The 12202-nt window shown below is 72.8% G+C and carries 12 protein-coding genes; 5 read left to right on the plus strand and 7 right to left on the minus strand.

Going from position 1 to position 12202, the window contains the following annotated elements; genetic code table 11:
* Nucleotides 1-75: 75 nt before the first annotated feature.
* The 3 genes from OH807_RS38905 to aceA all read right to left on the minus strand — a co-directional run bounded on the left by OH807_RS38905 (nt 76) and on the right by aceA (nt 4049).
* Nucleotides 76-942, minus strand: coding sequence for a 3-hydroxybutyryl-CoA dehydrogenase (locus OH807_RS38905; RefSeq protein WP_406209456.1), 867 nt, complete (start codon nt 940-942; stop codon nt 76-78).
* A gap of 26 nt (nt 943-968) precedes the next feature.
* Nucleotides 969-2618 carry a malate synthase A gene (gene aceB, locus OH807_RS38910; RefSeq protein ID WP_406209459.1) on the minus strand — a complete coding sequence of 550 codons (1650 nt, stop codon included), beginning with the start codon at nt 2616-2618 and terminating at the stop codon, nt 969-971.
* Nucleotides 2619-2756: 138 nt separating this feature from the next.
* The gene (gene aceA, locus OH807_RS38915; protein ID WP_406209462.1) at nt 2757-4049 is read right to left on the minus strand and encodes an isocitrate lyase; all 1293 of its coding nucleotides are present in this window, start codon (nt 4047-4049) and stop codon (nt 2757-2759) included.
* Between the two features lie 359 nt (nt 4050-4408).
* Here aceA and OH807_RS38920 point away from each other — a divergent pair, with 359 nt between their 5' ends.
* Nucleotides 4409-5827, plus strand: a complete 1419-nt coding sequence (locus tag OH807_RS38920; protein ID WP_406209464.1) for a short-chain fatty acyl-CoA regulator family protein — start codon at nt 4409-4411, stop codon at nt 5825-5827.
* Between the two features lie 97 nt (nt 5828-5924).
* Here OH807_RS38920 and OH807_RS38925 read toward each other — a convergent pair whose 3' ends face one another.
* The 3 genes from OH807_RS38925 to OH807_RS38935 form a co-directional block, all read right to left on the minus strand.
* Nucleotides 5925-6152: a hypothetical protein gene (locus OH807_RS38925; RefSeq protein WP_406209467.1), complete on the minus strand. Its 228-nt coding sequence runs from the start codon at nt 6150-6152 to the stop codon at nt 5925-5927.
* Nucleotides 6153-6437: 285 nt separating this feature from the next.
* On the minus strand, nt 6438-6608 hold the full coding sequence (locus tag OH807_RS38930) for a hydrophobic protein (protein ID WP_406211419.1): 171 nt from the start codon (nt 6606-6608) through the stop codon (nt 6438-6440).
* A gap of 164 nt (nt 6609-6772) precedes the next feature.
* The gene (locus OH807_RS38935; RefSeq protein WP_406209470.1) at nt 6773-7000 is read right to left on the minus strand and encodes a hypothetical protein; all 228 of its coding nucleotides are present in this window, start codon (nt 6998-7000) and stop codon (nt 6773-6775) included.
* Nucleotides 7001-7195: 195 nt separating this feature from the next.
* Between OH807_RS38935 and OH807_RS38940 the strand changes: the two genes are divergently transcribed.
* The 4 genes from OH807_RS38940 to OH807_RS38955 all read left to right on the plus strand — a co-directional run bounded on the left by OH807_RS38940 (nt 7196) and on the right by OH807_RS38955 (nt 11758).
* On the plus strand, nt 7196-8725 hold the full coding sequence (locus OH807_RS38940) for a protein kinase domain-containing protein (protein ID WP_406209473.1): 1530 nt from the start codon (nt 7196-7198) through the stop codon (nt 8723-8725).
* A 120-nt stretch (nt 8726-8845) separates the two neighbouring features.
* The gene (locus tag OH807_RS38945) at nt 8846-9709 is read left to right on the plus strand and encodes an alpha/beta fold hydrolase (RefSeq protein ID WP_406209476.1); all 864 of its coding nucleotides are present in this window, start codon (nt 8846-8848) and stop codon (nt 9707-9709) included.
* 186 nt (nt 9710-9895) lie between these two features.
* Nucleotides 9896-11092, plus strand: coding sequence for a permease (locus tag OH807_RS38950; protein WP_406209478.1), 1197 nt, complete (start codon nt 9896-9898; stop codon nt 11090-11092).
* Nucleotides 11093-11290: 198 nt separating this feature from the next.
* The gene (locus OH807_RS38955; RefSeq protein WP_406209480.1) at nt 11291-11758 is read left to right on the plus strand and encodes a MarR family transcriptional regulator; all 468 of its coding nucleotides are present in this window, start codon (nt 11291-11293) and stop codon (nt 11756-11758) included.
* A 98-nt stretch (nt 11759-11856) separates the two neighbouring features.
* On the opposite strand, the gene OH807_RS38960 is transcribed toward OH807_RS38955, so the two are convergent.
* The gene (locus OH807_RS38960; protein WP_406209483.1) at nt 11857-12033 is read right to left on the minus strand and encodes a hypothetical protein; all 177 of its coding nucleotides are present in this window, start codon (nt 12031-12033) and stop codon (nt 11857-11859) included.
* Nucleotides 12034-12202 lie beyond the last annotated feature (169 nt).

A 12202-nucleotide genomic window follows, 5' to 3' on the forward strand; every position in this document is an offset into this window, starting at 1 on the left:
GCCGCAGCTGACCGGGAGGACCGGGAGGACCGGGAGGACCGGGAGGCCACCACCGCACCGCCTCCGGATCAACGGTCAGGCCTTCCGGTGCGCGTGGAAGCCCCGTCCACTCTTGCGGCCGAGCAGACCGGCCTCGACCATCCGGGCGAGCAGGGGCGGCGGGGCGTAGAGCGGCTCCTTGTACTCGTCGTACAGGGACTCGGCGATGGCCTGGACGGTGTCCAGGCCGATCAGGTCGGCGAGGGCGAGGGGCCCCATGGGGTGGGCGCAGCCGTGCACCATGCCGGCGTCGATGTCCTCGACGCCGGCATGGCCCGCCTCGGCCATCCGGATCGCGGACAGCAGGTAGGGGATCAGCAGGGCGTTGACGACGAATCCGGCGCGGTCGCGGGAGCGGACGACGTGCTTGCCGAGGACGTCCCGGGTGAAGGTCTCCACCCGGTCGAGGACGGCCGGGTCGGTGTGCAGCGAGGGGACCAGCTCGACCAGGGGCATGACCGGTGCGGGGTTGAAGAAGTGCAGACCCAGCAGGTGCGTGGCGCGGCCGGTGGCGATGCCGAGCCGGGTGATCGGGATGGCGGAGGTGTTGGTCGCGAGCACCGCCTCCTCGGAGACGAGGATCTTGTCGAGGGCTCGGAGGACCTCGGTCTTGACGCCTTCGGCCTCGACGACGGCCTCGACCACCAACTGCCGGTCGGCCAGCGCCTCCAGGTCGTCGGCGAACAGCAGGTGCGCCCAGGCGTCGGTGCGCTGCTGTTCGCCGAGACGGCCCCGCTGGACGGCGTGGTGCAGCGAGCGGTCGATCCGGCTGCGGGCGGCGCGGAGGGCGGCCGAGCCGTTCTCGCAGACGACGGTGTCGAGCCCGGCACGGGCGAAGACCTCGGCGATGCCGGCGCCCATCTGGCCGGCACCGACGACGGCGACACGGCGGATGTCGTTCATGCACTGTCTCCTTGGCGGGGGCCGGTTCAGGCGGCCGGGGTGGTGAGGCGGACGAGGTGGCGGGCGTAGGCCCCGGTGGTGAGGAAGGCGGGCAGCTCGGTGCCGAGGGCGGTCTCGGTGAGAATCCGGGTGGCGTCGTCGACCAGGATCGGGTCGGCGCCCTCGGCGAGCAGTGCGGCCCGCTCGCGGTCGATCAGCCGGCGGACCAGGTCCGGGGTGGCGAGCGAGCCACCGGCCAGCCGGGAGCAGTGGTGGACCCACTGCCAGAGCTGGCAGCGGGCGATCTCCGCCGTGGCGACGTCCTCCATCAGTCCGAACACGGCGACCGCGCCCGCGCCGCCGAGCCAGGCGGTGAGGTAGCGCAGCGCGACCGCGACGTTGGCGCGCACGCCCTGCTCGGTCGGCAGGCCGACGGTGAGGCGGTGGACGGCGAGCAGGTCGGTGGCGGTCACCTCGACGTCCTCGCGGGTGCGGTCGAGCTGGTTCGGGTGGTCGCCGAGGACGGCGTCGAACGCGGTGCGGCAGGTGGCGACCAGGCCGGGGTGGGCGACCCAGGAGCCGTCGAACCCGTCGCCGGCCTCGCGTTCCTTGTCGGCCCGGACCTTCGTCAGCGCGGCTTCGTTGGCCGCGGGGTCGCGCTGCGGGACGGCGGCGGCCATGCCGCCGATGGCATGGGCGCCGCGCCGGTGGCAGGTGCGGACCAGCAGCTCGGTGTAGGCGCGCAGGAACGGCTGGGTCATGGTGAGGGAGGAGCGGTCGGGCAGCACGAAGCGCGGGCCCTGCCGGGCGAAGTTCTTGATCAGGCTGAACAGGTAGTCCCAGCGGCCGGCGTTGAGACCGGCGGCGTGCTCGCGCAGCTCGTACAGGATCTCGTCCATCTCGAACGCCGCGGTGACGGTCTCGATCAGGACGGTGGCCCGGATCGTGCCGCGCGCGATGCCCAGCTCGGCCTGGGCGAAGGTGAAGATGTCGTTCCAGAGCCGGGCTTCGAGGTGGTTCTCCAGCTTGGGCAGGTAGAAGTACGGGCCGCTGCCCCGCTCGATCTGGAGCCTGCCGCAGTGGAAGAGGTAGAGGCCGAAGTCGACCAGGGCGCCGATCGCGGGGCGGCCGTCGATCAGCAGGTGGGCCTCGTCCAGGTGCCAGCCGCGCGGGCGGACCACGATGGTGGCGGGGGAGTCGCCGATCCGGTAGCGCCTGCCCCCGGGGGTGGTGTCGTCGATCCGGCGCTGGATGGCGTCGAGCAGGTTGAGCTGGCCGGAGACGAGGTTGTGCCAGGTGGGGGAGGTGGCGTCCTCGAAGTCCGCCAGCCACACCTTCGCACCGGAGTTCAGCGCGTTGACCGCCATCCGGCGCTCGGGCGGGCCGGTGATCTCCACCCGGCGGTCGTCCAGCCCGGGTCCCGCCCCGGCGACCCGCCAGCCGGCGTCCTCCCGGACGGCGCGGGTGTGCGGGAGGAAGTCCAGGCCCGCGCCGGCGGCGAGGGCGGCGGCGCGGCGTGCCCGCTCGGCGAGCAGTTCGGCGCGGCGGCCGGCGAAGGCGCGGTGGAGCCGGGCGAGGAAGGCCAGGGCCTCGGGGGTGAGGATCTCCTCGAAGCGGTCCTCGTGCGCGCCGAGGAGCTCGACGGGCGGCCCGACGGGGATCTCGACGGGGATCTCGGTGCGGCTGGTGGGGCTCATCCGGTACTCCAGGAAGCAGGCGGCGGGAATCAGGGGGTGATGGGGCCCGGGGCCTCGTCCCTCAACGAGGCCCCGGGCGGGGTGGGCGGCGGCCGCGGAGCTCCCCGCTCCAGTGGTGTGCCGGCCGCCGTGGGTGGCTCAGTGGAACTGCTCGGCCTCGGTGGAGCCGGTCAGCGCGAGGGTCTCGGCGTTGGGGTTGAGCGCGGTGGAGACGAGGTCGAAGTAGCCGGTGCCGACCTCGCGCTGGTGCTTGACCGCGGTGTAGCCGTCCGGCACGGCGGCGAACTCGGCCTCCTGGAGATCGACGTAGGCCGTCATGCCGTGCTCGGCGTAGCCCTTCGCCAGCTGGAACATCGAGTGGTTCAGGGCGTGGAAGCCGGCCAGGGTGATGAACTGGAAGCGGTAGCCCATCGCGCCCAGCTCCCGCTGGAACTTGGCGATCTGGTCGTCGTCCAGCGCGGCCTTCCAGTTGAACGACGGCGAGCAGTTGTAGGCGAGCATCTTGTCCGGGTACTCGGCCTTGAGCGCCTCGGCGAACTCGCGGGCCTGGGCGAGGTCCGGCGTGCCGGTCTCCACCCAGATCAGGTCCGCGTACGGGGCGAAGGCCAGGCCGCGGGAGATCACCGGGGCCATGCCGGGCTCGACCCGGTAGAAGCCCTCGGCGGTGCGCTCGCCGGTGCAGAAGCGGGCGTCGCGCTCGTCGACGTCGGTGGTCAGCAGGTTGGCGGCGAGCGCGTCCGTGCGGGCCACGATCACCGTCGGCACGTCGGCGATGTCGGCGGCCAGCCGGGCCGCGTTGAGGGTGCGGACGTGCTGGGCGGTGGGGACGAGGACCTTGCCGCCGAGGTGGCCGCACTTCTTCTCGGAGGCGAGCTGGTCCTCGTAGTGGATGCCCGCCGCGCCGGCCGCGATCATGGCCTTGGTGAGCTCGAAGGCGTTCAGCGGGCCGCCGAACCCGGCCTCGGCGTCGGCGACGATCGGCACCAGCCAGTCCGGGCCGTCGTTGCCCTCGGCGGCGTCGATCCCGTCGGCCCGCAGCAGCGCGTTGTTGATCCGGCGCACCACCTGGGGGACGGAGTTGGCCGGGTAGAGGCTCTGGTCGGGGTAGGTCTGGCCGGCCTGGTTGGCATCGGCGGCGACCTGCCAGCCCGACAGGTAGATCGCCTGCAGCCCGGCCTTCACCATCTGCACGGCCTGGCCACCCGTCAGGGCGCCCAGGGCGTGGAGGTAGTCCTGCTCGTGGAGCTGGGCCCAGAGCCGCTCGGCACCGCGCCGGGCCAGGGTGTGCTCCTCGCGCACGGTGCCGGCGAGGCGCACCACGTCGGCCGCCGCGTACGTCCGCTCGACGCCCGCCCAGCGCGGGTCGGACGCCCACCGGGCGGCCAGCGCCGCCGCCTGCTGTTCCTGCTGCTGCCGAACCGACTGCGTCATCGTCTGCTCCCGAGAGTGCTCGTTGCGAAGGGTGTGAGGCGTGCGAGGCGGCTCGCCCCACGGGCGGCCGGGAGGTGCCGGGCGGCGGTGGAGCACCGCAGGACGTGGTCACCCGGACAGCTCCGCCAGGGACACCGGCCTGGAGTGTCGGGCTGTGCTGTGCGCCTCCCGGCCGCAGTACCGACTCTGGCACCCGGTGCCGCCGCCGTCACCGCTGGAGCGCGGCCAATTCCTGCGAAGCATTCCTGCCAAATCGGCGAAGGTTGCGAAGGTTTCCCTCGTGCCGCTGAGGGCTAGGCTGCGGCTACCGGGCCGGTCGGCCGCCGAGCTGAGCAGGGTGAGCAGGGGAGAACAGGACCATGGGAAAGGCCTTCGCCGGTGCCCGGCTGCGCCGGCTGCGCGAGGACCGGGGGCTCAGCCAGGCGGCCATGGCCCGGCTGATCGAACTGTCCCCCAGCTACCTCAACCAGCTGGAGCACGACGCCCGCCCGCTCACCATCCCCGTGCTGCTGCGCCTCACCGAGGCACTGGGCGTCGACGCCGGGTACTTCGCCCCGTCGGACACCGCCCGGCTCACCGCCGAGCTGCGCGACGCGCTCGGCGAGGAGATCGCGTCCGGCCGCATCACCCCGGGGGACGTCGACGAGGTCGCGGCCCGGCTCCCCGCCGTGGCCCAGGTCCTCGCCGATCTGGCCCGGCGTCGCAGGGCCGCGGCCGAGCAACTCGCCGTCCTCGCCGGGGACCGCGGCCCGGCGGGCGACGTCCTCGCGCCGCACGAGCAAGTCCGTGAGTTCTTCTACCGCCGTCAGAACTACCTCCACGAACTCGACCTCGCGGCGGAGGAGTTGGCGGAGGGCATCCACCTGAGGCGGGGTGAGGTCCGGACGGTGCTGGCCGAGCGGCTGGCCGCCCGGCACGGCGTCCGGATCGCCACCGGGGGCGAACTGCTGCACCAGTACGACCCGAAGGCACGGATCCTGCGGCTGTCCGACCGGTTGCGCCCGGGCCAGCAGGCCTTCCGGATGGCCACCCAGCTGGCGTACCTGGAGCACGACGGGCTGCTGTCCGAACTCGCGGCCCAGGACAGTGCGCCGGACTCCCCGGCGTGGTCCCTGACCCGGATCGGGCTCGCCAACTACTTCGCCGCCGCGCTCGTCCTGCCGTACCGGACGTTCCACACGGAGGCCGAGCGCTCCCGGTACGACATCGAGCACCTCGCCGATCACTTCGGCGTCGGCTACGAGACCGTGTGCCACCGCCTCAGTACGCTCCAGCGGCCCCGGCTGCGCGGCGTGCCGTTCTCCTTCGTCCGGGTGGACCGGGCCGGCAACGTCTCCAAGCGGCAGTCCGCGACGGACTTCCACTTCTCCCGCACCGGCGGCACCTGCCCGCTCTGGAACATCTACGAGGCCTTCGCCGCCCCCGGGCGGGTGCACGTGCAGGTCGCCGGGATGCCCGACGGCCGGCGCTACCTGTGGACCGCCCGCGCGGTCTCCCGCTCACCGGGCGGCTGGGGGCGGCCGGGCAAGACCTTCGCCGTCGGCCTCGGCTGCGAGATCCGCCATGCCGGACGGCTGGTCTACTCCGCCGGCCTCGACCTGGGCGACGAGGCGGCCGCCACCCCGATCGGCCTCGGCTGCAAGGTCTGCGAGCGCCCGGCCTGCCCGCAGCGCGCCGCGCCCGCCATCGGCCGGCCGCTGGCCGTCGACGAGCACGCCAGCACCTTCGTTCCGTACCCGTTGCACACCGCTCCGGAGAGTCGGAGCCCGCACCTCTGAGTGACGGCAGTCCTGGATCGCCGTCCGGGGGCCCCGTCCGGGGGTCGGCGGCGGAGGCCACTTCCGGCCTGTGCGGATCCGGCGGACCCGGGCGGACCTACGTGGACGGCGACGCGATGTGCCGGGGGCACGCGCAGGGCGGCCAGGTGCGCCTGGCGAGCGGCTCCGGGGCGACGGGCGCGTACTCGTCGTGCTCGGCATCGCCCAGTGGCCGGCCGTCGGCATCCACCCGGTACGTGCGGATCCACATCCGGCCCGTCGTCCCGCGGGATCTCTCGGTGGCCTTCCTGTCGCGGACCCTGCCGTCGCCGGCGCTGCTGACCATGGAACCCTCCTACTGACTGCCCCAGCCTTGAGTTCAATAATTGGATGAACAAATTAGGTGAATGACCTCTTCTCTCATGAAGGTACGCCAGGATCCGCCATTTCTGAAGAATTCCACTGCCCTGCTCTGGGGGACCGTTCGACATGTGAAGACAAGGGTTGCCCAAAGTGACCGGGATGCCACGGCAGGCGACGGCAGATCCGGCGGCCAACCGACGCGCGCAAGCGGGCCGGGGACGCTCACTCGGTGAGCGTCCCCGGCCCGGAGCCTGTCGCGAGGCCGGCACTACCAGCGGTACCAGCGGCCGCGGTTGCCGGAGGCACCCGTACCGCGGGCGACGAATCCCAGCAGCCAGATCACCAGGACGGCGATGGCGATCCACCACAGTGCCTTGAGGGCGAAACCGGCGCCGAACAGCAGGACAGCCAGCAGAAGAACCAGCAGAAGGGGAACCATGTCGACCTCCAAGTCGATGTCGAGGATTCGGCTGCCCCGGATCGTGTGGATCATTCGGGCGAGGACCGTCCGCCCGACATCGGATCCGCAGCAGGACGAGGTGGCACCTGTCATCGGCGGCACGAGGGATGGGACCTCGACGCCGGGCGCCCGGCGTGCGACCTTCAGCGCCCGTCGTAGTAACGCCGCTCCTCCACGACCTCGTCGGCGCCGGCCCGGCCGAGCATCCGACGCCGCCGGAAAACGCTCGCGTACGTCACGAGGCCGAGAAGACCGGCGGCCATCAGGACGATCCCCACGACGTCGACGTTGACGCCGCTCATGTGCCAGTCGACGCCGAAGGTCAGGATCGCGCCGATCGCGAAGACGATGATGCAGCCGCCTATACCCATGGATTTGCCTCCTCTGCCGATGGCCCGTCAGTTCGGCGGGCCGCAGCGCGCCTACCCCGGAGACGCCGAGGCATGCGGTACTGCGGCCGGGCCGGCGCCGGTCCGCTTGGTGCCCGTAGGGCTGCGCGGGTGGGCCGGGTTGGTGTGTAATCGCGCGAGGGTGGTGCGCACCTACCGTGGTCAGGGGAGAACCGGGTGAACGAGCTGCAGTCGACCGATCCGCGGCAGATAGGGCGGTACCGGATCGCCGGGCGTCTCGGCGGCGGGGGGATGGGGCAGGTCTACCTGGGGCAGTCGCCCAGCGGGCGGCTGGTCGCCGTGAAGATCGTGCGGCCCGAACTCGCCGAGGACCCCGGCTTCCGGCGCCGGTTCGCCCATGAGGTGGCGGCAGCTCGAAGGGTCAACGGATTCTTCACGGCCGCCGTGGTCGACGCCGACCCCGACAGTGCGATGCCGTGGCTCGCCACCGCCTACATTCCGGGGCTGCCGCTCGACGAGGCGGTTGCGGCGCACGGTCCGTGGCCGGTGGAGTCGGTGCGGGCCCTGGGCGCGGGCCTCGCGGAGGCGCTCGAAGCCATCCACGCAGCCGATCTGGTCCACCGGGACCTCAAGCCTTCGAACGTCCTGATCGCACCGGACGGACCCCGGGTGGTCGACTTCGGCATCTCGGTGGCCGCCGAAGCCACCGCGCTCACCCGGACGGGAATGGTCATCGGCACACCGGGCTACATGGCCCCGGAGCAGCTGGCCGGCAGGCCGGTCACGCCGGCCACCGACGTGTTCGCCCTCGGCGCCGTGCTGACCTACGCCGCCACCGGCACCGGCCCGTTCGGTACGGGCTCCGCCCAGGCGCTCAACTTCCGTATCGCGTACGAGGAACCGGACATCTCCCAACTGCCACCCGGTCTGGCGATCATCGAACGCTGCCTGGCCAAGGACCCCGACCGGCGCCCGTCGGTCACCGCACTGATCGAGGACCTCGCCCCGGTGCGGAGCGAGAGCCACCCCACCGCCGGGACGGCACTGCTGACCGCCGCATGGCCACCCGCGCCCCTGACCCGCGCGCTGCACAGCACCGTCGCCGTGCCGGCCGCGACGGCACCGCTCCCGACGGAACCGGCCGCGACGGCACCGCTCCCGGCGGAACCGGCCGCGACGGCACCGCTCCCGACGGAATCGCCCTCGGCGCCCTCGACGGCACCGCTCCCGACGCCCTCGCTCCCGACGCCCTCGGCCGACCGGCCGGAGCCCCTTGCCGTCCCGGCACCCGGCACCGGGGCGACGGCACCGGCCCGCCCGGCCGCACCTGCCGCCGGCGCCCGACCGGCGGGGCCCGCCCGCCCCACGACCCCCTTCTGGACGGCCGTCGTGGCCCTGCCGCTCGCCCTGGCACTGCCCCCCGGCAACCGGTCGGGCTTCGCGAGCAGTGCCCTGGCCAACATGGCGCACGGCTCCTTGCCGTGGGTCGTGGCCTCGGCCCTGGGCGTCGGCAGCTGCGTGCTGGCGCTGTTCTTCGCACGCCGCAGCCGCGCCGACTCCGTACCGCGTTCCGTGCCGCGCTGGCCCCGGTACCTGCACGGCTTCAGTGCCGCCCTCAACGCGGTCCTGCTGATCGTGATTCTGAGCCGTACGAGACTGCAGTTCGACCTCTACGGCCCCGGCGCGTACGCGTACATCCTCGGTTGCCTGATGCTGCTCCAGGGCCTCGTCCGGTTCCCCCGCTAGGACGAGCCGTGCGGGCGCCGCCGGCCCCGGGCCCTCGCCGCCGGCCCCGGTCACCTCGGATCCGCAGGGACGTATCGTCGCCCTGGAGCCCCAGTGAGGGGCCCGGGGAAGGTGAGTGCGGTGGAGCACGATCGGGAGCGCTGGACGGCCTCGGGCGTCAGGCTGCGCCGGGTTGCGGTGAGCGAGGGGCGGTGGAACTGGCTGTTCGTTCCGGGTGGGCCGGGTCTGGGGTCCGAGTCCGTGGCGGGGCTGGCCCGCGCGGCCCGGGTGCCGGGCACGGTGTGGCTGGTCGACCTGCCGGGGGACGGTTCGAACCGGGGCCCGGAGGTGCCCGACCGCCCCTACGAGCGGTGGCCGGACGTGCTCGCCGAGGCGGCCGGGGCCCTGGACGAGGTGGTCATGGTCGGCCACTCCACCGGGGGGATGTTCATGCTCGCCGTCCCCGAGCTGGCAGGACGCCTGGCCGGTGCGGTACTGGTCAGCAGCGCCCCGCACGCCGGCTGGCGCCCGGCCTTCGCGCGGTGGGCCGAGGCCCGTCCGATCCCCGGCCTGGACGCGCTGGCGGGGGAGTACGGCCGGAACCCGAACGACGACACCCTGCGCGCGCTCACCCTCGCCGCCGCGGCGTGGAACTTCACCCCCGGCGGGCTCGCGGCGGGCCGTGCCGTGCTGGAAGGCCTCGCCTACTGCCACGACGCGGTGGCCTGGGCGGACGCCCACTTCGACGAGACCTACCGGGCCCGCTGGAGGCCGCAGGACAGTGGAGTGCCGACCCTGATCGTCAGCGGCGCCGAGGACCACGTGGTCGACCAGGGCCTGTGGCGGGACGAGGTCACGGTGGACCGGCCCCACGTCCTGCGGCGCACGATCGGCGGCGCCGGTCACTTCCCCTGGATCGAGCAGCCGGAGGCGGTCCGTGCGGCCTTCGCCGACCTGACCGCCCTCCTGGACGGCAGCCCCGGGCAGCCCCGGACGGCCACCTGACCGGCTGATCGTCCGACCCTGTGACCGGCTGGACCGGTTGACCGGTTGACCGGATGACCGCTTTCGCCGCGTGCCACCCACCGCGGCGGCTCCGCACGTCCTTCGGTGCAGCGGAGTCATTCGTCCGGGCGACGGCTCCTCGCCGGTTGCCGCCGCCGGACCGGCGGCCGGGGGAGGGTGTGCACCATGCACGCCATCCTTCACGCACTGTCCATCACCGGAGCGATGACCTGGGGCATCACCTGGGCGCTGATCCTGGGCTTCACCCTGTCCGCCGTCGTGCAGGCGGTCGTGCACAGGGCGACGGTCGTCCGCCTGCTCGGCGACGACCACCCGCGGACCCTGGCGATCGCCGCCGGGCTCGGCGCCGCATCCTCCTCCTGCTCGTACGCCGCGGTGGCCCTCGCCCGCTCGCTCTTCCGCAAGGGGGCGAACTTCACCGCCGCGATGGCCTTCGAGATCGCCTCCACCAACCTCGTCATCGAACTCGGCGTGATCCTCGCCCTGTTGATGGGCTGGCAGTTCACCGCCGCCGAGTTCGTCGGCGGGCCCGTCATGATCGTCGGGCTCGCCGTGCTCTTCCGGCTCTTCCTGCGGAAGCAACTGCTCGACGATGCCCGCCACCAGGCCGAACGCGGTCGGGCCGGCTCCATGGAGGGTCATGCCGCGATGGACATGTCCGTCCGACGCCCGGGCTCCTTCTCCCGACGGCTGTTCTCCCGCGAGGGCTGCACCTCGGTGTCCCACGTGTTCGTCATGGAGTGGGCCGCCGTCCTCCGGGACCTCGTGATCGGCCTGCTGATCGCCGGAGCCATCGCGGCCTGGGTGCCGGACTCCTTCTGGCACTCCTTCTTCTTCGCCGGGCACCCGCTCGCCGCCAAGCTGTGGGGCCCGCTGATCGGCCCGGTGGTGGCGATGCTGTCCTTCGTCTGCTCGATCGGCAACGTGCCGCTCGCCGTGGTGCTGTGGAAGGGCGGCATCAGTTTCGGCGGGGTCGTCTCCTTCATCTTCGCCGACCTGCTGATCCTGCCCATCCTCAACATCTACCGGAAGTACTACGGCCCCAGAATGGCGGTCTTCCTGCTCGCCACCTTCTACGCCTCCATGGTGGCGGCGGGCTACGTCGTCGAGTTCACCTTCGGCGGCCTGGGCCTGGTGCCCGACCAGGCCGATGCGACGATCCCCACCGACGGCGTCTCCTGGGACTACACCACGTGGCTCAACATCGCCTTCCTCGCCCTGGCCGCCGCCTTCCTGATCCGCTTCCGACGGACGGGAGGCTCCGCGATGCTGCGCATGATGGGCGGCTCCCCGGAGCCGGCAGCCCCCCGCGCCACCCAGGGAGGACCCGGTACGGCGGCCGCCCACGACGATCACGACTGAGCGCGGCCCCGAGGCGAATCCGGCCGCCCGACCTCGCCGAAGTCACCACCGCCACGGGTGAACTCGGCGCGATCGGCGACGCCGTGGGTCGCCGGGCGCTCATGCGCTTGCCTTGAAGTGCACTTGAGATATTACGGTCGCCTCATGACCCGCACCACCCGCGGGCTCGGAGACCGAAGTACTGGGAGAGGACGTCACATGACGACCCGGCAGAGCACCGACGCCGAACTCGCCGGACAGCCGGCCGCGTACTGGACGGGTGTCGCCCACGAGGCGCTCATCGCGTTCACCCGGGCCCGGCAGGCCGAAAAGGGCTACACCCAGCCGCAGTTCTGGCTGCTGCGCAATCTGTCGGTGAACGACATCTCACCCGACGGCGAGGGGATGACCCTGGCCGGGCTGCGCGAGGCCATGGCCTCGTACGTCCGGCCCGAGGACGATCTGGCGGCGGAGGCCGAAGTGCTCCTGGAGCGAGGCTGGCTGACCAGGGACACCGAGGGCCGGCTCTGGCTCACCGGGGCGGGGGAGGAGGCCCGTGTCCGCCTCGCACGCAATGCCCCCGCGATCCGTGCCGCCCTCCACGAGGGCATCGACGACGCGGACTACGTCACCACGGTGAAGGTGCTCCAGCGCCTGATCCGCAACGCGGGTGGGACGGTCGGCTGACGGGCTGGGGAACAGGCCCGCCCCGGCCTTGGCCGAGGTGCCGTCGGCCACCTCCGGCAGGGCGTCCGTGCGCCGGGCCTGCATGTGCCGCCGGGCCGTCAGGCGGCCTCTTCCTCCGGGAAGTTCACCGGGTAGGCCACGGTGAAGTCCGCGGACCGTCCGACGGCGCTCCACTTCTCGTCCTGCGCCAGCAGTCGCCGGTCCTGGGTGATGGACCTCTCCGACGCCGTCACGCCGAGGGCGAGGTTGGTCGGGATGTCGCGGCGCTTGGCCATCCGCACCAGGATCTCCGCGGCGCGCACCGGCTCGGCGGCCGACAGCGGCCGACAGCGGCTGACAGCGCTGCGGTCCCGGGGCTGGACCGCCGGTGGCGAGTTGCGGGTGTCTGCGCTGCCCGGCCGCCCTTTACCCGGGTCAGGGGTTCCTCAGGGTCGAGATCAGGGG

It is taken from the genome of Kitasatospora sp. NBC_01560, from assembly GCF_045208415.1.
Classification (GTDB): domain Bacteria; phylum Actinomycetota; class Actinomycetes; order Streptomycetales; family Streptomycetaceae; genus Kitasatospora.